This window comes from Herbaspirillum rhizosphaerae, from assembly GCF_001189965.1.
GTDB lineage: Bacteria > Pseudomonadota > Gammaproteobacteria > Burkholderiales > Burkholderiaceae_D > Herbaspirillum > Herbaspirillum rhizosphaerae.
The window spans coordinates 491080-513205 of the sequence record NZ_LFLU01000002.1 but is presented as its reverse complement, the minus strand read 5'-3'; the positions used below and the strand labels follow the sequence as shown (position 1 = coordinate 513205).

19 protein-coding genes are annotated in these 22126 nt (G+C 60.1%); 9 read left to right on the top strand and 10 right to left on the bottom strand.

Features of this window, described 5'->3' with window-relative positions; all coding sequences use genetic code 11:
- Positions 1-139 precede the first annotated feature (139 nt).
- Together AKL25_RS05145 and AKL25_RS05140 are read left to right on the top strand one after the other, a co-directional pair.
- Positions 140-2482 (top strand): bifunctional diguanylate cyclase/phosphodiesterase, encoded by a 2343-nt coding sequence (locus tag AKL25_RS05145; RefSeq protein ID WP_050476547.1) that lies wholly within the window; start codon positions 140-142, stop codon positions 2480-2482.
- Positions 2479-3390 carry a phosphate/phosphite/phosphonate ABC transporter substrate-binding protein gene (locus AKL25_RS05140; RefSeq protein WP_050476546.1) on the top strand — a complete coding sequence of 304 codons (912 nt, stop codon included), beginning with the start codon at positions 2479-2481 and terminating at the stop codon, positions 3388-3390. Before AKL25_RS05145 ends, AKL25_RS05140 begins: the two co-directional genes overlap by 4 nt.
- Here the strand turns inward: AKL25_RS05140 and AKL25_RS05135 are convergent.
- The 8 genes from AKL25_RS05135 to AKL25_RS05100 form a co-directional block, all read right to left on the bottom strand.
- Complete coding sequence (locus AKL25_RS05135) at positions 3387-3827, bottom strand: nuclear transport factor 2 family protein (RefSeq protein ID WP_050476545.1); 441 nt, start codon at positions 3825-3827, stop codon at positions 3387-3389. The two genes, AKL25_RS05140 and AKL25_RS05135, sit on opposite strands and share 4 nt — an antisense overlap.
- On the bottom strand, positions 3824-4594 hold the full coding sequence (locus AKL25_RS05130) for an SDR family NAD(P)-dependent oxidoreductase (RefSeq protein WP_083444580.1): 771 nt from the start codon (positions 4592-4594) through the stop codon (positions 3824-3826). Before AKL25_RS05130 ends, AKL25_RS05135 begins: the two co-directional genes overlap by 4 nt.
- A 94-nt stretch (positions 4595-4688) precedes the next feature.
- Entirely contained in the window at positions 4689-5225 is a 537-nt protein-coding gene (locus AKL25_RS05125; protein ID WP_050476543.1) for a DUF3833 domain-containing protein, read from the bottom strand.
- Positions 5222-6544: an MFS transporter gene (locus AKL25_RS05120; RefSeq protein WP_050476542.1), complete on the bottom strand. Its 1323-nt coding sequence runs from the start codon at positions 6542-6544 to the stop codon at positions 5222-5224. Before AKL25_RS05120 ends, AKL25_RS05125 begins: the two co-directional genes overlap by 4 nt.
- The gene (locus AKL25_RS05115; RefSeq protein WP_050476541.1) at positions 6541-7080 is read right to left on the bottom strand and encodes a chalcone isomerase family protein; all 540 of its coding nucleotides are present in this window, start codon (positions 7078-7080) and stop codon (positions 6541-6543) included. Before AKL25_RS05115 ends, AKL25_RS05120 begins: the two co-directional genes overlap by 4 nt.
- An 18-nt stretch (positions 7081-7098) precedes the next feature.
- Positions 7099-8325: an SAM-dependent methyltransferase gene (locus AKL25_RS05110; protein WP_050476640.1), complete on the bottom strand. Its 1227-nt coding sequence runs from the start codon at positions 8323-8325 to the stop codon at positions 7099-7101.
- A gap of 11 nt (positions 8326-8336) precedes the next feature.
- Positions 8337-9137 carry a DUF1365 domain-containing protein gene (locus tag AKL25_RS05105; RefSeq protein ID WP_205627209.1) on the bottom strand — a complete coding sequence of 267 codons (801 nt, stop codon included), beginning with the start codon at positions 9135-9137 and terminating at the stop codon, positions 8337-8339.
- Positions 9134-10420 carry an NAD(P)/FAD-dependent oxidoreductase gene (locus AKL25_RS05100; RefSeq protein ID WP_050476540.1) on the bottom strand — a complete coding sequence of 429 codons (1287 nt, stop codon included), beginning with the start codon at positions 10418-10420 and terminating at the stop codon, positions 9134-9136. Before AKL25_RS05100 ends, AKL25_RS05105 begins: the two co-directional genes overlap by 4 nt.
- A gap of 125 nt (positions 10421-10545) precedes the next feature.
- Here AKL25_RS05100 and AKL25_RS05095 point away from each other — a divergent pair, with 125 nt between their 5' ends.
- The 6 genes from AKL25_RS05095 (at position 10546) to AKL25_RS05070 (ending at position 17888) form a co-directional block, all read left to right on the top strand.
- The gene (locus AKL25_RS05095) at positions 10546-11160 is read left to right on the top strand and encodes a TetR/AcrR family transcriptional regulator (RefSeq protein WP_050476539.1); all 615 of its coding nucleotides are present in this window, start codon (positions 10546-10548) and stop codon (positions 11158-11160) included.
- Between the two features lie 231 nt (positions 11161-11391).
- Positions 11392-11814 carry a MarR family winged helix-turn-helix transcriptional regulator gene (locus AKL25_RS05090; RefSeq protein ID WP_050476538.1) on the top strand — a complete coding sequence of 141 codons (423 nt, stop codon included), beginning with the start codon at positions 11392-11394 and terminating at the stop codon, positions 11812-11814.
- Positions 11815-11923: 109 nt separating this feature from the next.
- Positions 11924-13063 carry an efflux RND transporter periplasmic adaptor subunit gene (locus AKL25_RS05085; RefSeq protein ID WP_083444578.1) on the top strand — a complete coding sequence of 380 codons (1140 nt, stop codon included), beginning with the start codon at positions 11924-11926 and terminating at the stop codon, positions 13061-13063.
- Positions 13060-16170, top strand: coding sequence for an efflux RND transporter permease subunit (locus tag AKL25_RS05080; RefSeq protein WP_050476537.1), 3111 nt, complete (start codon positions 13060-13062; stop codon positions 16168-16170). Before AKL25_RS05085 ends, AKL25_RS05080 begins: the two co-directional genes overlap by 4 nt.
- 10 nt (positions 16171-16180) lie before the next feature.
- Positions 16181-17614 carry an efflux transporter outer membrane subunit gene (locus AKL25_RS05075; protein WP_050476536.1) on the top strand — a complete coding sequence of 478 codons (1434 nt, stop codon included), beginning with the start codon at positions 16181-16183 and terminating at the stop codon, positions 17612-17614.
- A 46-nt stretch (positions 17615-17660) separates the two neighbouring features.
- The gene (locus AKL25_RS05070) at positions 17661-17888 is read left to right on the top strand and encodes a hypothetical protein (protein WP_050476534.1); all 228 of its coding nucleotides are present in this window, start codon (positions 17661-17663) and stop codon (positions 17886-17888) included.
- Between the two features lie 107 nt (positions 17889-17995).
- On the opposite strand, the gene ssb is transcribed toward AKL25_RS05070, so the two are convergent.
- The gene (ssb, locus tag AKL25_RS05065) at positions 17996-18502 is read right to left on the bottom strand and encodes a single-stranded DNA-binding protein (protein ID WP_050476533.1); all 507 of its coding nucleotides are present in this window, start codon (positions 18500-18502) and stop codon (positions 17996-17998) included.
- A 29-nt stretch (positions 18503-18531) separates the two neighbouring features.
- Positions 18532-19767 (bottom strand): MFS transporter, encoded by a 1236-nt coding sequence (locus AKL25_RS05060; protein ID WP_240475642.1) that lies wholly within the window; start codon positions 19765-19767, stop codon positions 18532-18534.
- Positions 19768-20251: 484 nt separating this feature from the next.
- On the opposite strand from AKL25_RS05060, the gene AKL25_RS05055 reads away from it, so the two are divergent.
- On the top strand, positions 20252-21997 hold the full coding sequence (locus AKL25_RS05055) for an ArnT family glycosyltransferase (RefSeq protein WP_050476532.1): 1746 nt from the start codon (positions 20252-20254) through the stop codon (positions 21995-21997).
- Positions 21998-22126: the final 129 nt, after the last annotated feature.

Sequence of the window (22126 nt, the reverse complement as noted above, 5' to 3'; positions counted from 1 at the left end):
TCCTCCGCGCCACTGCCGGCTACAAATGGACGGCCTTGTCATCAATTCGACACAATTTCCGCTTACTCTTCAAAAAACGCTTTGCGAACAGCGCAAAGACATCCCGAATTGAGGCAAAAAGTTGCGGTTACGATTATCGATGCGGCCAAGCTGGCTGAATACGGCATTTCAAAATGGCCGGGGCTTGTCGCTGGCCTATGTGCTGCTATCCTGCTTTTTGCTGATCGTGATCTGGACCATCACCTTCACGCGCATCCACAATGAACGGACGCTGGCAATCGAAAGCTCGGTTGCCGACAGCAAGAACGTCGCCGCCATCATCTCCGCCAACCTGGAAGAAGTGCTCAGCAAGGCCCTGCTGTATTCGCGCATCGGACAATCCGTGCTGGACGGCGACGCGCACGCCGCCAGCTACCTGTCGCCCTTGTTCCTGGGCGATTCGGCCTATTTGCGCGTCGCGATTTTCGACGCCAACGCCAACCTGGCCTACTCATCCGCGCGCCAGAAGGATGAACCGGAATTCGCCCAGCTCATCAATGCGGCCTACGTGTCGTCCCTGCTGTATTCGCAACGCCAGGGCGGCATGATCATCAGCCCGCCGATCAAGAAAGACGGCTACACCTGGCGCGTTCCCCTGCTCATCCCGCTGAAGACCAACAAGGATCAATTGCAGGGATTCTTCACCGCCATCCTCGACCTCGGCTATTTTCTGAGAACCTACAAGGACGTCAGCATCAGCAGCGGCAGCCGCATCGAAATCCTCAATTCGACCGGATTCCAGCTGGCCGAGCTGAGCGGCAGCACCTTGTCCGGCGGCAGCAATTTTGCGGGCGAAGACTATGCCCTCTTCCTCGTCGACAACAAGACCGATGACGAAATCCACGCCGTGCGTCCCGGCGAAGCCACGCAGCAGATCGGCGTGCAGCGCAAGCTGGAACGCTATCCGCTGGCCGTCGTCGTGAGCCGCGATCCGGAATACGTGCTCGGCAAACTCACGCAACCGCATCGCGAATATCGCTACCAGGCCGTCATCATTTCCATCATCGTGTTGCTGTTCTGCTATGCGCTCGTCAACATCGCGCACCGGCGCAAACGCCTGTATGAAAAGCTGCTGTATTCCGAACGCGAAAAGAGCGGCCTGATCGATCAGCTGGAGCTGGAAAAATCGCGCGCCTATCAGCTCGCCTCGCACGACTACCTGACCGGCATTCCCAATCGCATGCTGTTTCATGAGATTGCCGCCACCGAGCTGTCGCGCGCGCGCCGCAGCCGCAAGCTGTATGCACTGTTCTTCCTCGATCTCGACAAGTTCAAGGTCATCAACGATACGCTCGGCCATGCGGTCGGCGACGCCTTGCTGCAGAACGTCGCCAAGCGCTTGCGTAGCGTGCTGCGCGAATACGACCTGGTGGCCCGCCTGGGCGGCGATGAATTCGTCGTACTGGTTTCGGAGATCGCCGCCGAAGAACGCGTCGCCGAAATCGCCGGCACGTTGCTCGCTGCGATCAGCGCCCCCTATCCCGATCTCGAAGGACACGAAGTCCAGACCACGCCAAGCATCGGCATCGCGCTCTATCCGCGCGACGGCCAGACCGTCGACGAGTTGCTGACCAGCGCCGACACCGCCATGTACACCGCCAAGAAAGCCGGCAGCGGCGCCTACCGCTTCTACGACGCCTCGCTCAACGCCTCCGCGGCGCGCGGCCTGGAACTGCTTGCGCGTTTCCGGCAGGCGCTCAAGACCGACGAATTCTGCCTGCATTACCAGCCCAAAGTGGGGATGCAGAACTTCGACATCGTCGGCATGGAAGCGCTGATCCGCTGGGAGCATCCCGAGCATGGCCTGATCTTCCCCAACGACTTCATCCCGCTGGCGGAAGATCACGACCTGATCATCCCGCTCGGCCACTGGATCATCAAGGAAGTCTGCCGGCAGCTGGCCGAATGGCGAAAACGCGGCATCACCCTGCTGCCGGTCGCCGTCAATGTGTCGGTGAAACAGCTGCAGGATGAACTGCTCCTGGAGACCATACTCGGCGCACTCAAGAAATACAAACTGGCGCCCTACCTGCTGGAAATCGAAGTCACCGAAAGCTGCTTCATCGACGACATGGAGGCCGCCAAGAACGTGCTGGAAAAACTGCGCGACGAAGGCCTGCGCATTTCCCTGGACGACTACGGCACCGGCTACTCCAGCCTCAGCCATATCAAGACGCTGCCGGTGTATGCGCTCAAGATCGACCGCTCCTTCATCCGCGACATCCGCAACGACAACAGCGACGCCATGATCGTCGCCTCCACGGTGTCGCTGGCGCGCAATCTCGGTCTGAAAGTCATCGCGGAAGGCGTGGAAAGCAAGGAACAACTGATGCACCTCAAAGTCATCGGCTGCGATGAAGTGCAAGGTTTCTATCTGCAGCGCCCCGTCTCGGCGGAACAGATCGAGCCGATATTGCAAAAAGGGAAATTCGACCCGTTATGACGACCACTGTGAAAACGAAGAATGCCGGACGCCGGCGACGCCTGCTGAGCCGACTGTCTGGGGCACTGGCGATGTCGCTTGCCCTGGCTGCCACGTCGACTGCGGCCGAATGCGAACGCCCTGCCCGGCTGCGCATCTCCTTTGTACCGCAGGGCGAATTGCAGGACGACGGTGCAGCCATGAAGCCGCTGTTCGAGGATCTGGAACACGCGCTGCGCATGCCGGTCGAGATCATCACTCCGGCCTCCTACGGCGCCGTCACCGAAGGCTTGCTCGCGGGAGCGGTCGACATCGCCCGGCTCGGCCCCGCAACTTATGTGTCGGTACGCAAGAGCGATCCGCACATCACGCCGTTTGCCACCTTGGTGCGGATGAACGATGGATTCAGCGAAGCCAATGCCTCTTCCTATTACTCGATACTGATCGTTCGCCAACACGGGCCGGTCAGCTCCATCGCCGGGCTGAAAGGAAAGCGGCTGGCGCTGGCAGACCCGGAAAGCACTTCCGGCGCGCTGATTCCGATACACGTGTTCTCACGCCAGCTCGGCACCTCGCTGGACAAGTATTTCCAGCGCATCGGCTATTCCGGCAACCACGAACAATCGGTGGCAGCCGTATTGAACAAGGAAGTGGATGCCGCCTTCGTCGCCAGCTCCAACCTCGGCGCGCTGATTGCCGCCGGCAAGGTCAAACGCTCCGACATCCGCGTATTGTGGAAATCGGCGCCCATCCCCTTTGACCCCTTCGTTTACCGGGGACAGCTGTGTGAAGACATCAAGAAAAAAATCCGCAATGTCTTCTTCAATAAAAAAAGCGCCAACATGCAAAGCACGCTGAACGCCATTCATGCGCAGGAGTTCGTCGCCGCCGACGACAAGAACTACAACATCATCCGCAATCTTCCTTAGGCCCTGGTCTTGAACAAGCTGCACAACCAGCGGATCAGGCCGCCTACCACCGGAAGCTTTTGCAGCAGCTCTTCGGCGGCATCCCAGTAATCGCGGTGCAGGATGACCAGTCCGTCGGCATTGAACTTCAGATGGGTGCCGCCGACGATCACATACGGCTTGCCCTTGAGCCCGAACTGGAAGGCCCAGGTGATGAAAGCCTGATCGCCGTCGACCACCCGATCGTCGATCACGAAGCGAGGATTGTCGGTGGTATCGAACATGTGCTCGTATACGGCCATGACCGCCGGGATGCCCTGCACGTCGTTGAAGGGATCCTTGAAGCGGACGTCGGGTGCGTAAAACTGTCCGATGTGCCGCACGCTTTGGCGCGTCAGCGTGCAATACCAGTCGAGCAGCAAATCCAGTCGTTCTTTAGTCTGTGCGGTAGTCGTCATGTAAGGTGCAAGAAGCGTTGGAACAGCGCAAAGCGCCAGCGGTAAGGCAGCATCTGAATCAGCTTCAGAATACGCGTAAAGCGATGCGGGAAGTGGATTTCGAAGCCCCCTTTCGCGATGCCGTTCCAGATGTTGGCCGCGGCGACGTCCGGCGTCTGAATGGCCGGCATGGAGAAATCGTTTTTGTCGGTCAGTTCCGTCTTCACGAATCCCGGGTTGATCAGATAGACGCTGAGCCCCTTGCTGTGCAGATCGCTATAAAGAATCTCCGCCAGATTGATCAGCGCCGCTTTGCCCGGACCATATACGCTGGCATTGGGGAGCCCCATGTAGCCTGCCACGCTGGCGATCAGTGCGATGCCGCCGCTGCCTTGCGCCAGCATGCCTGGCAAAACACTGGACAAGGCCGAATAGACGCTGATCAGATTGGTCTTCAAGGTCTGCTCGGCGGCGGCGGCGCTGACTTCCCAGCTACGCTCCGGCCGGTAGCCGGCAGCGCAGAAAAACAGCAGATCGATGCCGCCGAACGCGGCGCAAATCTCCGCATGGCGTACCCGCCAGGCAGCATGATCGAGCACATCGAAGGGCACCACCAGCGCGTTGTGCGATGTGCCTGCGATCTCTTGCAAAGCATCGATGCGGCGCGCGGAAATCGCCACCAAGGCTCCATTGGCGAGCGCCTGCCGTGCCAGTGCTGCGCCAATGCCGCTGGAGGCGCCGATCAACCAGATACGCTTGCCCTTCCAGTCATGCACCGGTGTATTCATCGGGCCAAATATCATACTGTCCACCGATCTTTGTTAGTCGCAGCTTGCTGATTGAGAGATTGCCGATTTGCCGGGATGGTCATTCAGTTGCGCTTCAGTTGCGCTTGCTAAAGAACAGCGTCACCTGACCGACTTCAACGCCGAACTTGCGCATACTGGTGCGATTGATCATGGTCTGCCGGTCCATCAGGAACATCCAGTCGTCCATCTCCATTTCGTACGTCTTGCCGTCCACCGGCAACAGCAAGGTGTAGCGCCAGTTCAGCGCATTGCCTGCAGCGTGGCCGACCGCTGCGCCCAACACATCGCCGGCGGTGCCGCGCCAGCTGCCGTCCGGCTGGTGCGTCAGGATCCAGATGCGTTGTTGCGTAGTGCCGTCGTCGTAGCGGAAGCGCTCGTCGAGCATCAGCTTTCCATCCTGTTCGCGGCCGGTGATTTCAACATGAAAACGTTTGACGACTTCTCCGCCCCGCTTCTGGAACATGCCCCAGGCATCGGTCTTGCCGGAAAAAAATTGGACCGGGTCAAAGACCGGCTCGTTCTTCGCGTACTGCGCTACGTCCGGCGAAGCACAAGCGCACAACAACGACAGCAGCAGGACCTTGCAGAACCTGAACAAGGTGATTTTCATGATGTGGACTCCTGAGGATCGGTAGAAGTTATCTGGCTCAGGGAAGACACTCGCCCGTCAGTCGGCGCGTGTACGAATTTGAGCAACAGCAATGCCGCAAGCTTGAAGGCGCAGGGAACGATGGCATAGACCCACGTCAGCGATATCCCGGCGGCAGCTCCCGGCTGATAGCCGAGCAGCGCCAGCAAGGGCAAGGTCAATCCCGCGATCGCAAGCGACAGCTTGCCGAGCAAGGTCCACACGCCGTAATAAGCAGCGGTGCTTTCATCTTTTTCTATCATGGTCGCCAGCAGCACCGGCGGCAGCGACAGGTCGGCACCCAGTGCGAAACCGGCGACAACGCAGACGGCGGTATACCCCCAGACGTCGCCCGGCCCCAGCAAGATCGTGCAGCCGAAGGCCGCGATCGCCAACAGAATGCCGATACGCCAGGTTTTCAACACCCCCAGTCGCTTTGCGGCGATCACCCAGAGCGGCAAAGCGCACGCCGATGCCAGAAAATACCCGCCAAGGAAGACCCCCGCGTATTGCGGCAATTGCAGGCGATCGTTGATGAAGAACAATGCCAGCGTCACCGGTATCGCCATCGAGACGGCGTTCAGGAAGAACGGCAGCAGTAGCCGGCGAAATCCGATATTGCTCTTCATTGACGCCATCGAAGCGCGCCAGCCGATGACGCCGCCGGCGATCTTGCGCCATGGCGGCGCGGCATACAGCAAGGCCATTAATGACACGCCGAGCAGCAACGCAAATGCGCCGCCGTAGACACACAATTGCGAGTCGATGTTGCTGCCGGCCGCGCTGTTTCCCGCAAGGATAAGACTGGGAATGGCGCCGGCAATCACCGCGCCAAGCAGACCCGCCAGTTCTCTCATCGCAGCCGCCCCGAGCAAGCCATCGGCATGTTGCGCCAGGCGTGCACCCCAGGACATGTAGGCGATGTTGAGCATGCTGTGGGCGACATAAGCAATAATCAGCATGCCCGCCAGCCAGGCCAGTAGCGCGGCGCTGCTGGCCCTGACCGGATCGGGCGGCAGCCACACGCCCCAGAACGCCAGCGCCAGTATGGCGGCGCCGGCGATCAGCCACAGACTCAGCCCTCGTCCGTCCAGCCGGTCGATGCAGCGCCCCAGCCATGGATCCTGTACGGTGTCGATCAGGCGCGCCAGAAACAGCACCCAGCCGGTACCGCCCAATGCCAGCCCCAGACTGCCGGTGTAATAAGCCGGCACCTGCACATAAATCGGCAACGCGGACATCGCCAGCGGCATACCGAGCAGACCGTAGGCAACATGGCGCAAGCGGCTGTAGCTTGTCATTTTTCCGTTCCCAGGAGCCGGTTGCGCAGTTGTACGTCTTTGCTGCGCGGATCAAGCCAGATGGCAAAAAATGCATGGGCGAACTCAAGGTCTCTGATCTCCCCCAGCAAACGCGTGCGATTGTAGAAACGGCAACCGATGCCCGGCAAATAAACACCGGTGAGCTGATCACCTTCACTGACATCGGTAAAGACGCCAGTCATGAGCGCCTCCCATTGTTTAAGCTGGTCGTCGCTGTAACGGTCTCCGAATAGCCGATGGATTTCGTCGATACTGGTTTGCACGATGCGCGCCCGGCTGATGCTGCGCTGATAGGTCAGTTCAAGGGCAAACGCCTGTGTCTGATCGAAAGGCGCGTGAGCGCTCCATAGCGCCGCGTTGTAAATCCTGAGTCCGAACCAGCGCAACTCTGCACTGCCTGACAGCTTTGCCTGCGGCAAGTCATCACGCCACCCGGCGGCGTGCGCAGGGCCTGCCGCCACCAATGCGATCAGCAGCAACAATACGGCGAGACGATGGTGCAACGATGTGCGCATGATGCTCGCCTGTCCCGCTCAGCTCTTGCGCAGCGTGAACTGGATGACGTCGGTGCGCTCCTCGTCGAACCCGACTTCGCAGTAGGCGTAGTACAGCTGCCAGAGACGCATGAAGCGTTCGTCGAATCCCTGCGCCATGATGTCGTCGCGCTGCTGCTGGAATGAGGCATGCCAGCGGCGCAGGGTCTCGGCATAATCGAAGCCGAAACGATACTGATCCAGCGTCTGCAAACCGGCGCTGCGCGCACGGGCGCAGAAGCGCTCTGGACTGGGCAGCATGCCGCCCGGGAAGATGTATTGGCGAATGAAATCCGAGCTGCTGCGATAGCGTTCGAAGTATTGCTCGGCAATGGTGATCGACTGGATCAGGGCCTTGCCGCCTTTGCGCAGGCGCGCCGCGACGGTGTCGAAATACTGCGGCCAGTAGCGCTCGCCGACGGCTTCGAACATTTCTATCGAGACCACGGCGTCATAGGCGCCGTCGAGGTCGCGATAGTCGCGCAATTCCAGCGTTGCCAGGCCGCCAAGCTGTTGATCGCTGATGCGTTGCTGTGCGATCTGCAATTGCGCCGGCGAGATGGTCACCCCGTGTACGGCGATGCCCAGGCGCGCGGCATGTTCGGCGAAGCCGCCCCAGCCGCAGCCGATCTCCAGCACACGATCGCCGGCGCGCAGCGCCAGCTGATCGACGATGCGCTGATACTTGCGCGCCTGCGCAGTTTCCAGGCTCTGCGCGTGGTCGCCGGCGAACATGGCGCTCGAATATGTCCAGCTGGTATCGAGCCACCGGCGATAGAAGTCGTTGCCGATGTCGTAGTGGGCATGGATATTCTTGCGGCTGCCTTCGCGCGTATTCGAGCGCATCCAGTGACGCAGTCTGTGCCACAGCTCGGCCAGCTTGCCGCCGAACATCATGCGCTCCAGCTCGGCCTGATTGCGCAGACACAAGCGCAGCAATGCGCTCAGGTCCGGCGTCTCAAGCCAGCCCGCGGCATAGCTTTCGGCGAAACCGATATCGCCCGCACGCAGCATGCGAGCGCAAGCGCGCCAATCCTTGATGTGCAACTGCGCGCTCGGCGGCTGGTGCAAGTCGCCGAAGGTGAGCACCGTTCCATGCGGGGTGATCAGTTGCAGGTGGCCATGGGCCAAACAGTTGAGCAAGCGCAGGAACAAGCGTGTGGCCGGCGGCGCAGAGATGTCGGACGGCGAGACCGTCGAAGCCGACGATGCGGCAAGATGATTCATCTCGTTCTGTTTCACGATGAGATCTCCTTTTTCAGGTTTGCGGTGGTCGCCGCAGAATCCGGTGAGCGGTCGGGCTTGCGGAAGAAAGGCACACGCTTGCGCCACAGCTTCCATGCCTGCCAATGAATTTTCGCCACGATGCCGAAGGTCATGAACGGCTGCGCCAGCAAGGCTTGCAGCGCATTTTCGGAGTTCAGCGCGGTGCGTTTTCCGCCGATCGCGGTGTGGATGAGCGGCGTTTCAGCGCCGGCATCGTCGTAGTAATCGATGCCGATCATGGTTGCCGCATCATTGTCGCGAAAGCGAAAACGATAGCTGCCACGCACTTCGCAAAACGGCGACACATGCATGGCCTTGGCGCAGACCAGGCGGGTATGAGCAGTGATTTCCCGACCGTCGAGGTCGGATAGCAGATAGCGGTGCGTCTCGCCGAAGGTGTTGTTGACCTCGGCCAGCACGGCGCGCAATGCGCCGCTACCGTCATGGCAATACCAGAAGCTGACCGGATTGAACACGAATCCGAACAGGCGCGGAAAAGTCTGCAGCCAGATCTCGCCATCGTGCGGCAAGCCGGCTTCTTTCAGCTGAGCACGCATCCAGGCGTCGAGATCGCTGCCGTCGCGCGAACCGTAGTCGTGCGTTCGCAAGGACATCAGGCCGCTGCGGTTTACCCCGAACCAGAAATTGCCCGCCTCATCCAGACGCGCCAGATTCAGCCGCAGGCAAAATACCGGATACACGAAACGATGCCGCGCGGGACGCATGCGCTCGTGCATGACCTGGCCCCGGATCAGATAAGCCGGCGCACTCACGACGGCACCCTGGCCCACGCCGGGGCGAGGTCAAAATCGGATGCGACGCGCAAGGCCGACGTCAGGCCGTCTTCATGGAATCCATAACCGGTCCATGCGCCGGCAAACCAGATTCCGCGCTTGCCTTGTATGCCGCCCAGCGCTTGCTGCGCTGATATCGCCGCCTGATCGAATACCGGATGCTCGTAGTCGAAGCTCGCAATCACGCTGCCATCAGCCGGAGGCTTATCGGGATTGAGCGTCACCATCACATCGGTGCGGCATGGCAACGCTTGCAACTGATTGAGCCAGTAGCTCACGCACACCGAACGTTGGCCGTCGATCCCGGCCCCGCCCAGATAATTCCAGGAAGACCACACCTTGCGCTGGCGTGGCATCAGTTTGAGATCTGTGTGCAAATACGCAATATTGGATTGATAGCGCGCAGCGCCCAACAGTCGGCGTTCGTCAATGGTCGCGTCAGCCAGCATGCGCAAGGTTTGCGGGGCGTGGGTGGCAAACACCACGGCATCGTATTCTTCCTCGCCGTTCTCGGTACGTACGCAGATTGTCTTGCTGCGTTTGAAGACCTGTTGCACGCGGGTATTGAGGCGAACGTCCGGCAAGGTGAACAGGATTTTCCTGACGTATTCGCGCGCGCCGCCTTGCACCGTGCGCCACTGCGGACGATTGGCGACTTGCAGCAGACCGTGGTTCAGGCAGAAGCGCAAAAAGGTGCTGGCCGGGAACTGCAGGATGTCGGCGGGCGAACTCGACCAGATCGCGGCGGCCATGGGCAACAGGTAGGCGTCGCGAAACATCGCGCCGTAACCGCCGGCGGCCAGCAGCTCGCCAAGGGTCGTGGGCTGCGACAGACTCGCTTGCAGATTGCCCTGTGCGGCGCGGTTGAAACGAAATATATCCTTGAGCATGCACAGGAAAGACGGCGACATCAATCGCTGCCGCTGCGCAAAGACGGTATCCAGATTGGTGCCGGCCCATTCGAAGCGGCCGTCGTCGAGCGACACGCCGAACGACATATCCGTCGCGTAACTGGCGACGTCAAGCTCATCGAGCAGGGCGATCAGGTTGGGATAGGTCGCTTCGTTGAATACCAGAAAGCCGGTATCGACCGGAAAGGTCTTGCCGTCCAGGGTGACATCCACCGTATTGGTGTGCCCGCCCGCATAGGCGCCGGCCTCGAACAGCACCACCTCATGCCCCCGCGCAAGGAAATAAGCGCTGGCCAGGCCTGAGATGCCAGCCCCGATCACTGCAATCCTTTGCCGTTGTTGCTGCGCCATCGCCTGTCGTCCCTGGTTGAGTGCCGTCTGCGCAATTGCGCCTGCCACTGTCGGTTTTACCGCTTCGGTGCTAAGATTACTACCAATATAAAATAAAATCTACCAATTAGTATCGAAAGCTACCAATGAGTATCTTTGGCAAACTCAGCTTCAAGGACCAGGCCTTCAAGCTGCGCGAAAACGCCATCCTGGACGCGGCTACGTCCGTGCTGGGCAGCAAGGGCTATGACCTGATGACCATGGACGACGTCGCGGGCGCGGTCGGCATCTCCAAGCCGAGCCTGTACAAGCATTTCAAGTCCAAGGAAGAATTGGTCGGCGAAGCGCTGATCCGCCTGATCGACGGCGCCATCGATTACCTGGCGCAACTGGATGACGGCCTGACGCCGAAAGGCAAGCTGGCGGCGCTGCTGGAATGGGCATTGCGGGTGCGCCTGGACGGCGGCCTGCCCTTCTTGCCGTCGACCAGCGCGCATGTGCGCGACATGCTCATGCGCAATCTCAAATACGTCACGCGCGTGCTCAAGCTCAACGGCCAGATCGAGAAACTGGTGCTGGCGGCGCAAAAGAACGGCTCGCTCGACGCGTCCCTGCCGAGCGACGTCATCCTGTTCAGCTACTACGCGCGCACCTGCGATCCGGCGGTGGAATATCTGCAACAGTTCAGCAAGATGAAAAACGACGACATCGTGCGCCACATGCTGCAGGTGTCGTTTGACGGTTTCAGTCCGCAGCGCTGAGCCTCTCTTGGCAGTCGTGAGCGCCGGGAGCGACGCATGCAGGTTTCTTCGCCTGCATGCGTGAACTGATTGTATTTAACATCCCAATAAATGCAGCGTTTTTCTTAAGCAACCAACAAAAGAAGTCGCGAATCGACAACCCGCAGCAACGGGCCCTGCTGCCCGCATTCGACTAAATTAAATTGCTTAAACACGTTGACGAGTGCATATGCACATGCTAGAGTTCATTCCATGGACACTATTCCAAAACTTGTGGACTGCAATTTATTCGCGACCAAGCAAGCTGCGCGGTTTGTCACGCAGCTGTATGAGCGTCATCTGGCGGCAGTCAATGTCACCAGCTCGCAAGTGACGATTTTTGCCGTGATCGACAATCAACCCGGCATCACCATGACCGAGCTGGCGAAAGCGGTTGTGATGGACAGGACCAGCCTGGTCCGCGCCATCCAGCCGCTGAACCGTGACGGCTACGTGCTGCAGAAGCAGGAGCCCGGCTCCAAGAAGATCACCTTGTTTTTATCGAAGTCCGGCACGCAGAAGTATCGCGATGCGCTCCCCCACTGGGACGCAGCGCAAAAGGAATACGAAGGCATGATCGGTGAAGAACGCGCCAGGATGTTGCGGCACGAGTTGATGGCGATTACACAGCGGTAGTTTTTTGCAGGGTTTATTTTCCGTAGCGAGGCTGAGTCCTCGCTATTTTTAAAACTTTAATAGTGCATATGCACAATATGTTTTAACTATATTTTAACGAGGGGTTATCATGGGCTTGAACAAGAAATACCTGAACATCGCGCTGACCGGCGCTGTTCTGACAGCGCTGACTGCACTGGCGGGATGCAGCAAGCCGGCGCTGACGCCGTCCGTCACACCGAAAGTCGCTTCCTTTATCGTCCAGACCGCAGAACACGATTCCGCCAGCTATACCGGCGTGGTGCATGCGCGCACCGAGAGCAACCTGGGCTTCCGGGTGCCGGGCAAGATCGTGGAACGACTGGTCGATCCGGGTGAGCAGGTAAAACGCGGACAGCCGCTGTTCAAGCTCGATGCCATCGACTACACCCTGGCGCAAAATGCCGCGCGCGCCGCCGTGATCGCCGCCGAGGCGCGCGACGTCCAGGCCCGTTCGGATGAAGTCCGCCTGCGCAATCTGCTGAGTTCGGGCGCCGTCTCCAAACAAGCCTACGAGCAAAGCAAGGCGCTCGCCGATTCGTCCAAAGCACAGCTCGATGCCGAACGCGCCCGCGCCAATCAGGTTGAACACCAGGCCGATTACTCCATGCTGCGCGCTGATGCTGACGGCGTCGTCATGGATGTGCTGGCCGATGCCGGACAGGTCGTCAACGCCGGGCAAACCATTGTGCGGCTGGCGCAAAAAGGCGCGCGCGAAGCCGTGGTCAGCATTCCTGAGAACGGACTGAATCAGGCGCGCCGCCAGGCCAGCGCCAATCTTTATACGGACGACAGCGAAAAATTCCCGGCCAGATTACGCGAGTTGTCCGCCATGGCCGATCCGCTGACCCGCACCTATCAGGCGCGCTACGTCTTGTCCGGCAAGGGCGAACAAGCACCGCTGGGCGCCACGGTCACCGTCAGACTCACCGGCGATGCGTCCACCTCGCTGACACAGATCCCTGTAGGCGCCCTGATCGACAAGGGACATGGCGCCAGCGTCTGGATGATCGAAAAACAAACCCAGGTCGTCAAGCTCGTGCCCGTCACGGTGGCGCAGCTCGGTGAAGAGTTCGCCACGATCAGCGCAGGCCTGAAAGCCGGCGACGTCATCGTGGCCTACGGCGTGCATCTGCTCAAGGCCGGCGACAAGGTCTCGCTGGTATCCGCAACTCCATCGACAACGGCGTCGGCTACCGCATCTGCTACCGAAGCTGGTGGTGCATCATGAGCGGCTTCAATCTTTCCGCCTTTGGCGTACGCGAGCGAGCGGTCACGCTGTTCCTGATCATTGCGATTGCGGTGGCCGGCGTCGTTGCCTTTCTTAAACTTGGACGCGCAGAAGATCCCAGCTTCACCGTAAAAATCATGACGGTCACCGCGCTGTGGCCGGGCGCCACCGCCAAGGAAATGCAACAGCAAGTCGGCGACCGCCTGGAAAAGCGGCTGCAGGAACTTGAATATTACGATCGGGTTGAAACCGCAGCCCGCCCCGGCCTGATCACGATGAAGCTGTTCCTCAAGGATTCGACCCCACCCGAACTCGTGCCGGAACAGTTCTATCAGACCCGCAAGAAGCTGGGCGATGAAGTCATCAACCTTCCGCGCGGCGTCATCGGTCCGGTCATCAACGACGAATACTCCGACGTCTACTTCAGCCTGCTGGCGCTCAACGCGCCGGGCTTGCCGCATCGCACGCTGGTCGCCGAGGCGGAAGACCTGCGCCAGCGCTTGCTGCACGTCAACGGCGTGCAGAAGATCAACATCCTCGGCGAGCAACAGCAAAAGATCTTCGTTGAAATCTCGCATCAACGCCTGGCGACACTGGGCGTGAAGGCGCAGACCATTTTCGACGCCCTGAATCGCCAGAATGACGTCACGCCATCGGGTTTCATCGAAACCGCTGGTCCGCGCGTCTATCTGCGCCTGGACGGCGCCATCGACAACATCGACGTCGTCAAGGCGATCCCGATCGCCGCCGGCGGCCGCAGCTTCAAGCTGGGCGACATTGCCGACATCAAGCGCGGCTATGAAGATCCGAAGTCCTTCCTGATCCGCACCCAAGGCGAACCTTCGCTGATGCTGGGGGTCGTGATGAAAAAAGGCTTCAACGGCCTGACGCTGGGCAAGTCGCTGGCGGCAGAACGCGAAAACATCCAGAAGTCGCTGCCCTTGGGCATGGCGCTGACCAAGGTATCGGATCAGGCCGAAGCGATTGAAGCGGCGATCGATGAATTCATGATCAAGTTCATCATGGCGCTGGCAGTGGTGATTGTCGTGAGCCTGCTCACACTCGGTTTCCGCGTCGGCATCGTTGTCGCCGCTGCGGTGCCGCTGACACTGTCGGCAGTCTTCCTCATCATGATGGCGACCGGCCGCGATTTCGATCGCATTACGCTGGGCGCGCTCATTCTCTCGCTGGGCTTGCTGGTCGATGACGCCATCATCGCGATTGAAATGATGGTGGTGAAGATGGAAGAAGGCATGGACCGCATCTCGGCCGCCACCTTCGCCTGGGGCGCCACCGCGGCGCCGATGGCGTCCGGCACGCTGGTGACCATCATCGGCTTCCTGCCGGTCGGATTCGCCCGCTCCACCGCCGGTGAATATGCCGGCAACATCTTCTGGGTGGTCGCCTTCTCTCTCATCGCATCGTGGTTTGTGGCGGTGCTGTTCATCCCTTATCTGGGCGTCAAAATGCTGCCGAACATCCCCGTGCATGCCGGCGGCCAGGATGCCATTTACTCGACAAAAAACTATCAGCGCTTCCGCGCATTGGTGCGCTGGTGCGTCGACCGCAAGTGGATTACCGCCGCCATCACCATCGGCATGTTTGCCCTGTCGATCTTCGGCATGGGCTTCGTGCAGAAACAGTTCTTCCCCAACTCCGAACGTCCGGAACTGACCATCGAAGTCAACCTGCCGCCGGGCAGCGCCTTCAGCGCCACTGACGCCACCATCAAGACGATCGAAGAAGCGCTGCGCAAGGAACCGGAAGCGAAAATCGTATCGAGCTACATCGGCCAGGGTGCACCGCGCTTCTTCCTCTCGGTCAATCCTGAATTGCCCAACCCGGCTTTCGGCCAGTTGATTGTTTTGACCGACAACTCCAAGGACCGCGACGCGCTCAAGGCCAAAGTCAGCAAGATGATCGAGAGCGGCAAGTTCGCCAACGCCCGGGTACGCGTCAGCCAGTTCCTGTTCGGGCCGCCGGTGCCTTTCCCCGTGCTGTTCCGCGTGGTCGGTCCCGACCTCAACACCGCACGCGACATCGCCTTCAAGGTCAGGGACGTGATGCAAGCCAATCCGAACACGCGCGACGTGCATCTGGACTGGGGCGACAGAACGCCGACGATGCGCCTGGAACTGGATCAGGAACGCCTGCGCCAGGTCGGCCTCAACCCCAAGGATGCGGCATTGCAGTTGCAGACACTGCTGAATGGCGCCTCGACGACACAGGTCCGCGAAGGGCTGCGCGTAGTGGATGTGATCGTCCGCGGCGTCAAGCATGATCGCAAGAGCCTGGCCGACATCGGCAACCTGACGCTGACCACGCAGGATGGTGTTGCGATTCCGCTTTCGCAGGTCAGCAAGTTGTCGGCGAATGTGGAAGACGCCGTCCTGAAACGCTACAACCGCGAACTCTATATTGCGGTCCAGGGCGACGTGCGCGACGGCGTTCAGCCGCCGGATGTCACCCATGCGCTGCTGCCGAAGCTTGAGGCGATCAAAGCGGCCTTGCCGGCCGGTTATCACATCGACACCGGCGGCTCGGTGGAAGAAAGCGCCAAGGCCGACGTTGCGCTGGCGGCGATGTTCCCGCTGATGATCATCCTGATGCTGGCCGTCATCATGTTCCAGGTGCGTTCCTTCGCGACGATGTGGATGGTGTTCGCCACCGCGCCGCTGGGTCTGGTGGGTGCGGTGCCTACGCTGCTGATTTTCAACCAGCCGTTCGGCTTCAACGCCATCCTCGGCCTGATCGGCCTGGCCGGCATCCTGATCCGCAACACGCTGATCCTGGTCGATCAGATTCGCAGCGACCTGCAATCCGGACTTACTCCTTATCAGGCGGTCATCGAATCGACCGTGCGGCGTGCACGTCCGGTCATCCTGACGGCGGTGGCGGCGATGCTGGCGTTCATCCCGCTGACCCACTCTGCTTTCTGGGGCCCGCTCGCTTACGTGCTGATCGGCGGCGTCGGCGTCGGCACCGTGCTCACGCTGTTGTTCCTGCCGGCTCTGTATGCGATCTGGTTCAAGGTGAAACGTCCGACAACGCCTGCTGCACCGGTAGCAACCGCGGCGCCAGCCGAAATCAGTCACTCTCACGCTTGAGGAAAATAAAATGAAAACAACTTTCTCGTCCCTGCGGGCACTGGCCGGCATCTCCGTGATCAGTGCGCTGCTGTCGGCCTGCTCTCTTGCGCCGTCTTATGAACAGCCGGCGCTGCCGGTCGCCGCGCACTGGACTGCTCCCGCCGGCGTAAATGAACAATCCGATGCGCCGCGTGCAGCATCGATCTCCTGGAACGACTTCTTCCAGGATCCGCAACTGAAGTCGCTGATCGCGACGGCATTGGACAACAATCGCGATCTCCGGATGGCGACGCTCAACATCGAACGTGCGCGGGCGATGTACAACATCCAGGCTGCAGATCAGGTACCCAACATCGCCGCCGTCGGCAACGGCTCGCGCCAGCGCTTGCCGGCGGATGTCAATCCGACCGGCAAGACCGGCGTGAACACCAGCTACTTTGCCGGCGTCGGGATGGCGGCCTTTGAGATCGATCTGTTCGGTCGCGTCAGGAACCTGAGCGAAGCGGCGCTGCAACGCTATCTCGCCACCGAGCAGGCGCAGCGCAGCGCCCAGATCAGCCTGATTGCCGCAGTCGCCACAACCTATGAAGCGCTGGCGGCAGACCAGCGTCTGCTGCGCCTCACCGAGCAAACCCTTGCCAGCCGGGCCGATTCCTATGGGCGTCAGCAGAAGCTATATGCCGAAGGCGCCAGCTCCGAGTACGACCTCAGGCAAGCCGAGTCGCTGTTCGAAGCGGCCAGGGCGGCGCGTGCACAGCAAGAGCGGCGCAAGGCGCAGGATGAAAATGCCTTGACGGTGCTGGTCGGCCAACCGCTGCCGCCGGGCATCGGTGCACCCGGAGCAAGCTCCGGTGCGGGGACGCTGCCGGATCTGCCGGCAGGACTGCCATCGGAACTGATCACCGCCCGGCCCGACATTCTTCAGCAGGAAGCGATCCTCCGCTCGCAGAATGCCAACATCGGCGCTGCGCGGGCGGCGTTCTTCCCGCGCATTTCGCTGACGGGAAACTTTGGATCGGCGAGCAACGAGCTGTCGGGCCTGTTCGATTCAGGCTCGCGCTCCTGGGCCTTCATTCCGCAAATTTCCATTCCCATCTTTGAAGGCGGGCGGAATATCGCCAATCTGAAAGTCGCGGAGACCGACAAGAAGATCGCCATCGCCCAGTACGACAAGACTGTGCAGATCGCCTTCCGCGAAGTCGCCGATGCCCTGGCCGGACGCGCCACGCTGGCCGAAGAAGTCAGCTCGGTGAAGGCGCAGGAGAACGCCGAGGCCGCACGCTACGGCTTTGCCAAGAGCCGCTACGAAGCCGGTTATTCCAGCTATCTGGAATATCTGGATGCGCAGCGTTCTTTGTTCTCGGTGCAACAGCAAGCCATCCAGGTGCAACTTGCCGAGCTGCAAAACAGGATCGCGCTCTACAAGGTTCTGGGCGGCGGCTGGACAGCGCCGACGCCTTGAAATCCCGGCGTCGCATTGCCATTAAATCGAGAGGGTGAGGTCCATCATGGAATACGAAATCAGTTTTGCCGGCGTCGGCCTCATTTTTCTCGACCTGCTCATGCTGTGGGCGTGCTGGATGGTGCGCAAACATCTGACGTTGATGGAGCATGAAGAAGAGAGAGATGAACAGGAGCAGGTGCGCTATCTTCAGCGGCTGCTGATGCTGACAGGAGACAGGTCAAGATCCGGCAAGGACGCAGGCGAGTTGCAGGCGATTGACGAACGTCCGTGATTGCTCTTTTCACAGCACCGCAGTTGGAACAAAAAGCCGGACCAAAGCAAAAAGACCCGTAATCTTTCGATTACAGGTCTTTTGTCTACAGAATCAGCAGGTACCGATCAGAACGGGATGTCGTCATCCATATCCGAGAAGTTCGGCGCCGGGCGCGCTGCTGCGGGAGCGCGTGCCGCTCCGCCGCCACCTGCGCCGCCGCTGCTTTGACGTGCCGGCGCACCGCCGCCACCGCCGTAGCTGCCGCCGTCGTCCATCGACGCGCCGCCGCCCATGCCTTGACGGCTGCCGAGCATTTGCATGGTGTCGGCGATGATTTCGGTGGTGTATTTTTCAACGCCGTCCTTGTCGGTCCACTTGCGTGTCTGCAAGCGGCCTTCGACGTAGACTTGCGAACCCTTCTTCAGGTATTGGCCGGCGATTTCAGCCAGCTTGCGATAGAAGGTGATGCGGTGCCATTCGGTGAGCTCTTTCTTCTCGCCGCTGTTCTTGTCTTTCCAGCTTTCGGTCGTGGCGACGGCGACGTTGGTGACCGCTTCGCCATTGGGCATGTAACGCGTTTCCGGGTCACGTCCGAGGTTGCCGACGATGATGACTTTATTGACCGATGCCATTGTTTCTCCTGAATTTCACTAGATAAATATTAAGCAGTTGCACTTGCCGGCTGGATTCCACGGCGCGGCAGATTTTTCATGTTAGACGCGATTATAAGCCAGGTCAGGGTCGCCACCGCACACATGACAAACACCGAGGGAGCGCCCGCGTACTGCGTCACCCATCCGCCGAGCACCGCGCCGCTGAACTGGCCGAGCGCCTGCAAGGTATTGTAGACGCCCAGCGCCGTGCCTTTTGCAGCGGCCGGCGCGATGCGCGACACCAGCGACGGCTGGCACGCTTCCAGAATGTTGAACGCGATGAAGAAGGCGAACAGCAAAAACACCAGCACGCCCCAATGCGTCGTGAAATGCGACAGCGTCACCCACATGCCGATCTGCACGATCAACAGCAGCGAGATGGCGGCGACGAAGACTTGCTTCATCAACCCGCGCTTCTCGCCGATGAACACCGGCGGAAGCATGAAGGCGAACGACGCCAGCACCACGGGCAGATAAATCTTCCAATGCTCAGCCACCGGCAAACCGGCATATTGCACCAGCGCCGCCGGCAACACGACGAACATCGCCATCTGCGCCATATGCAGCGCGAACACCCCGAAATTCAGGCGCATCAGTTCGCCGTGACGCAGCACTTCGCCGAAAGGCACCCGCTTGGCCCTGACCATCGGCGCGTCGGGCACAACGAACAGCACCACGCCGATCGCCGTCAGCGCCAGCACACCGATCAGGGCAAAGATGCCGCTCATGCCTATCAGCTTATACAACAGCGGAGACACCACCAGCGACACCGCAAACGTCAGACCGATGGAAGCGCCGACCATGGCCATGGCCTTGGTGCGATGCTCTTCGCGCGTGGAGTCGGCGATGAAGGCGGTCACTGCAGCGGAAATCGCTCCCGCGCCCTGAATCGCGCGACCGACAATAATCCAGGTGATGTCGTTGGCTGCGGCGGCGACAAAGGCGCCCAGCGCAAACAAGATCAAGCCGATCACGATCACGCGCTTGCGCCCGTACTTGTCGGAGGCAACGCCGAAAGGAATCTGGCCAAAGGATTGCACCAGTCCATAGATCCCCATGGCCACGCCGACCATGGTCGCGCTCTCGCCGCCGGACAGACCTTTGGCATGCACCGCGAACACCGGCAAGATCAGAAAAAGCCCCAGCATGCGCAAAGCGAAAATCGACGCAAGCGATGCACTGGCGCGGATCTCGGCGCCGGTCATGCCGGTTTTCTGTACGGATTCGGAAGCGGTGGAATTCATGGAATTGAGATGACGGCTGGGCAAGCGGGAAAACGGCTGGTGAAATAAATCAACAACACCGGGCTGCGCTGGCAAGTATCCAAACCCGATATGGTATCAGCAATCAAACTGCAAGCTTGGTTTAGGGCCTGTTAACAATGAATTTGCGAGATGCGTTCCTGCCAGAAAGCGTGCTGGCAAGGCGCGTGGCGTAGCAGGTGGTGGGCCCACCTGCAAGCCATGCAACGCTGCCGGCGCGCTTTCTGGCAGCAACCCTTCGGGAACGGCTGCAGGCATCGCCTGCCGCGCGTTCGCACTCGTAAATTCATTGTTAACAGGCCCTGAGTCATGTCCGGCAAGCAAGATTTGCTGACAAATTTACGTTTTTTATCAACTTATATCGACGTTTTGCTTTGTAACGGCATGTAACAAAAATGGCGTTTATGTAACAATAGCCGGTTACTTAACCCAGACCGATTCCGTCTTTTACTCGCTTTCCATCGCCATGCTTTCGCCTTCCCGCTTCCCTTATCTCCTGCCTTATCAGACAAGGTCGGCTTCGCGCACCGGATGGCTGCTGCTGGGATTGATTGCTTGCATTTACTTGCTTCCCGGCATCATCGGACACGGCCCCTGGAAACAGGATGAGGGATACAGCTTCGGCGTCATCCATCACATGCTGGTGACGGGCGAATACCTGGTCCCGACCAACGCCGGCCAGCCGTTCATGGAAAAGCCGCCGCTGTACTACTGGACTGCCGCGATCTTCGCCCAGGCCTTGTATCCCTGGCTCAACTACGCCGACGGCGCGCGCGTCGCCAGCGTGTTCTACATGCTGATCACGTTTTATTTTGTCGTGCTGATCGCCAGGACGGCCTGGCGCGAAGACGACTTCTTCAACCTGCGCGTGCTCGGCACCCTGGCGCTGTTTGCCGGCACGGCGGGAATGGTCAAACATGCGCACGATATGTTTACCGATGTATCGCTGGTGTGCGGCGGCGTCATCGCCATGTACGGCTTGCTGCACATCGCGCTCAATGAACAGCACAAGACGCCGAGGCTGTCGGCAGCGCTCTGGTTCGGACTGGGCGTCGGCATCGCAGAAATGTCCAAGGGATTGTTCGTGCCCATCGTCTATGCCGCCACCGCCTTCTGGGTCGGCATCCTAGTGCGCGAATGCCGCTCCTGGTCGTATCTGCGCATGATCGGCCTGGCGGTGCTGGCGGCGCTGCCGTTCTTCCTGATCTGGCCGACGCTGCTGGCGCAGCATTCCATGCCGCTGTTCATGGAATGGTTCTGGGACAACAATATCGGACGCTTTTTCGGTTTCTCGGTGCACAAGCTGGGTTCGGACAATGATTCGACGGTGGTTTTCCGCGCCCTGTCCGGCTTTGCCATGCCCGGCACGCCGCTGGCGATCCTGGCGCTGCTCGCCGGCGGCTGGCGCCGCATCCGGCAACCGCATGTCGCCATCCCTGTGGTCTTCATCGCCATTTGCGTTGCGATCCTGCAAGCCTCGGCGACGGCGCGCCAGCTCTACCTGTTGCCGCTGGTGCTACCGCTGTGCCTGCTCGGCTCCGGCGTGGTCGAACGCCTGCCGGCCTGGGTGGCGCTGATCTGGGACTGGTTCTCGCGCTTGTTCTTCGGCGTTGTGACCGGCTTGCTGTGGGCCATCTACGTCATTTCCATCGGCCCTCCGGAATATCACTATCACCTCACCTATCTCGGCAAATGGCTGCCGCTGGCCTACGTGACCCCGATGCAACCCGTCGCCCTGGCCGGCGCCATCGTCATCACGCTGACCTGGCTGGCCTGTTTGCCGAAGCTCCGGCATTGCGGCAAATGGCGCGGCGCCTTCAGCTGGTTTGCCGGCATCACGCTGATGTGGGGCGTGGCCTTTACGCTCATCCTGCCCTGGGGCGATTACGCCAAGAGTTATGAATACGTCTACGAAGATCTGCAAGCCGAGCTGACGCCGGCGTGGCGCCAGGGCGACTGCATGGCCAGCATCAGCCTGGGTGAGACGGAAGCGCCGATGCTGTTCTACTACACCGGCATCCTGCATCAGCCCATCGACAAGACGCGGGAGACTGCGTGCCGCTGGGTCATGGTGCAACACCCGTTCGGCACAGGGACGCCCGAAGGCGACTGGGTGCAGTTCTGGAAAGGCTCGCGCGACGGCGACGAACAGACCTTCACCGTCTATCAGCGTCAGACCTCCATCCCGGCGCCCCCCACTGCGACAAACTAGTGTCGCTGCACAGGGCCGGGCATCTCCCGGCCTGAGGACATCAGCCGCAAATGGTGAGTCCTGATATAGTAATAGGTTGATCCTCCATTCAATGTTCATATGAACGTCGAATGGAAAACTTACGCTGAA

What these genes read in the sequence shown, in the direction of transcription:
- AKL25_RS05115 (WP_050476541.1), bottom strand. Translation starts at nt 7,080, where the DNA reads ATGCGCACATCGTTGCACCATCGTCTCGCCGTATTGTTGCTGCTGATC.
- AKL25_RS05070 (WP_050476534.1), top strand. Translation starts at nt 17,661, where the DNA reads ATGGAATACGAAATCAGTTTTGCCGGCGTCGGCCTCATTTTTCTCGAC.
- AKL25_RS05090 (WP_050476538.1), top strand. Translation starts at nt 11,392, where the DNA reads ATGGACACTATTCCAAAACTTGTGGACTGCAATTTATTCGCGACCAAG.
- AKL25_RS05100 (WP_050476540.1), bottom strand. Translation starts at nt 10,420, where the DNA reads ATGGCGCAGCAACAACGGCAAAGGATTGCAGTGATCGGGGCTGGCATC.
- AKL25_RS05080 (WP_050476537.1), top strand. Translation starts at nt 13,060, where the DNA reads ATGAGCGGCTTCAATCTTTCCGCCTTTGGCGTACGCGAGCGAGCGGTC.
- AKL25_RS05110 (WP_050476640.1), bottom strand. Translation starts at nt 8,325, where the DNA reads ATGAATCATCTTGCCGCATCGTCGGCTTCGACGGTCTCGCCGTCCGAC.
- AKL25_RS05130 (WP_083444580.1), bottom strand. Translation starts at nt 4,594, where the DNA reads ATGAATACACCGGTGCATGACTGGAAGGGCAAGCGTATCTGGTTGATC.
- AKL25_RS05055 (WP_050476532.1), top strand. Translation starts at nt 20,252, where the DNA reads ATGCTTTCGCCTTCCCGCTTCCCTTATCTCCTGCCTTATCAGACAAGG.
- AKL25_RS05075 (WP_050476536.1), top strand. Translation starts at nt 16,181, where the DNA reads ATGAAAACAACTTTCTCGTCCCTGCGGGCACTGGCCGGCATCTCCGTG.
- AKL25_RS05145 (WP_050476547.1), top strand. Translation starts at nt 140, where the DNA reads ATGCGGCCAAGCTGGCTGAATACGGCATTTCAAAATGGCCGGGGCTTG.
- AKL25_RS05140 (WP_050476546.1), top strand. Translation starts at nt 2,479, where the DNA reads ATGACGACCACTGTGAAAACGAAGAATGCCGGACGCCGGCGACGCCTG.
- AKL25_RS05125 (WP_050476543.1), bottom strand. Translation starts at nt 5,225, where the DNA reads ATGAAAATCACCTTGTTCAGGTTCTGCAAGGTCCTGCTGCTGTCGTTG.
- ssb (WP_050476533.1), bottom strand. Translation starts at nt 18,502, where the DNA reads ATGGCATCGGTCAATAAAGTCATCATCGTCGGCAACCTCGGACGTGAC.
- AKL25_RS05120 (WP_050476542.1), bottom strand. Translation starts at nt 6,544, where the DNA reads ATGACAAGCTACAGCCGCTTGCGCCATGTTGCCTACGGTCTGCTCGGT.
- AKL25_RS05095 (WP_050476539.1), top strand. Translation starts at nt 10,546, where the DNA reads ATGAGTATCTTTGGCAAACTCAGCTTCAAGGACCAGGCCTTCAAGCTG.
- AKL25_RS05060 (WP_240475642.1), bottom strand. Translation starts at nt 19,767, where the DNA reads ATGAATTCCACCGCTTCCGAATCCGTACAGAAAACCGGCATGACCGGC.
- AKL25_RS05135 (WP_050476545.1), bottom strand. Translation starts at nt 3,827, where the DNA reads ATGACGACTACCGCACAGACTAAAGAACGACTGGATTTGCTGCTCGAC.
- AKL25_RS05085 (WP_083444578.1), top strand. Translation starts at nt 11,924, where the DNA reads ATGGGCTTGAACAAGAAATACCTGAACATCGCGCTGACCGGCGCTGTT.